Source organism: Enterococcus pernyi (assembly GCF_045371165.1).
Classification (GTDB): Bacteria; Bacillota; Bacilli; order Lactobacillales; family Enterococcaceae; genus Enterococcus_B; species Enterococcus_B pernyi.
Genome location: NZ_JBIQDM010000022.1, coordinates 3,233 through 4,858 on the forward strand (window position 1 = coordinate 3,233; position 1,626 = coordinate 4,858).

Here is a 1,626-nt window from a genome sequence, read left to right on the forward strand (position 1 = left end):
GAGTAGACCTCTCAAAACTGAACAAAGTATCGACAAACGTGTGTAGTCTCCGTAATATTCCTTAGAAAGGAGGTGATCCAGCCGCACCTTCCGATACGGCTACCTTGTTACGACTTCACCCCAATCATCTATCCCACCTTAGGCGGCTGGCTCCAAAAAGGTTACCTCACCGACTTCGGGTGTTACAAACTCTCGTGGTGTGACGGGCGGTGTGTACAAGGCCCGGGAACGTATTCACCGCGGCGTGCTGATCCGCGATTACTAGCGATTCCGGCTTCATGTAGGCGAGTTGCAGCCTACAATCCGAACTGAGAGAAGCTTTAAGAGATTAGCTTAGCCTCGCGACTTCGCGACTCGTTGTACTTCCCATTGTAGCACGTGTGTAGCCCAGGTCATAAGGGGCATGATGATTTGACGTCATCCCCACCTTCCTCCGGTTTGTCACCGGCAGTCTTGCTAGAGTGCCCAACTAAATGATGGCAACTAACAATAAGGGTTGCGCTCGTTGCGGGACTTAACCCAACATCTCACGACACGAGCTGACGACAACCATGCACCACCTGTCACTTTGCCCCCGAAGGGGAAGCTCTATCTCTAGAGTGGTCAAAGGATGTCAAGACCTGGTAAGGTTCTTCGCGTTGCTTCGAATTAAACCACATGCTCCACCGCTTGTGCGGGCCCCCGTCAATTCCTTTGAGTTTCAACCTTGCGGTCGTACTCCCCAGGCGGAGTGCTTAATGCGTTAGCTGCAGCACTGAAGGGCGGAAACCCTCCAACACTTAGCACTCATCGTTTACGGCGTGGACTACCAGGGTATCTAATCCTGTTTGCTCCCCACGCTTTCGAGCCTCAGCGTCAGTTACAGACCAGAGAGCCGCCTTCGCCACTGGTGTTCCTCCATATATCTACGCATTTCACCGCTACACATGGAATTCCACTCTCCTCTTCTGCACTCAAGTCTCCCAGTTTCCAATGACCCTCCCCGGTTGAGCCGGGGGCTTTCACATCAGACTTAAGAAACCGCCTGCGCTCGCTTTACGCCCAATAAATCCGGACAACGCTTGCCACCTACGTATTACCGCGGCTGCTGGCACGTAGTTAGCCGTGGCTTTCTGGTTAGATACCGTCAAGGGGTGAACAGTTACTCTCACCCTTGTTCTTCTCTAACAACAGAGTTTTACGATCCGAAAACCTTCTTCACTCACGCGGCGTTGCTCGGTCAGACTTTCGTCCATTGCCGAAGATTCCCTACTGCTGCCTCCCGTAGGAGTTTGGGCCGTGTCTCAGTCCCAATGTGGCCGATCACCCTCTCAGGTCGGCTATGCATCGTGGCCTTGGTGAGCCGTTACCTCACCAACTAGCTAATGCACCGCGGGTCCATCCATCAGCGGCACCGTAAAGCGCCTTTCAAAACGAAACCATGCGGTTTCGATTGTTATACGGTATTAGCACCTGTTTCCAAGTGTTATCCCCTTCTGATGGGCAGGTTACCCACGTGTTACTCACCCGTTCGCCACTCCTCTTTTCCCGGTGGAGCAAGCTCCGGTGGGAAAAGAAGCGTTCGACTTGCATGTATTAGGCACGCCGCCAGCGTTCGTCCTGAGCCAGGATCAAACTCTCATAATA

1 rRNA gene is annotated in these 1,626 nt (G+C 53.0%); it reads right to left on the reverse strand.

Annotated elements, in window-relative coordinates:
• Positions 1-65 precede the first annotated feature (65 nt).
• Positions 66-1,626: ribosomal RNA gene (locus ACH0AK_RS14865) — 16S ribosomal RNA — on the reverse strand.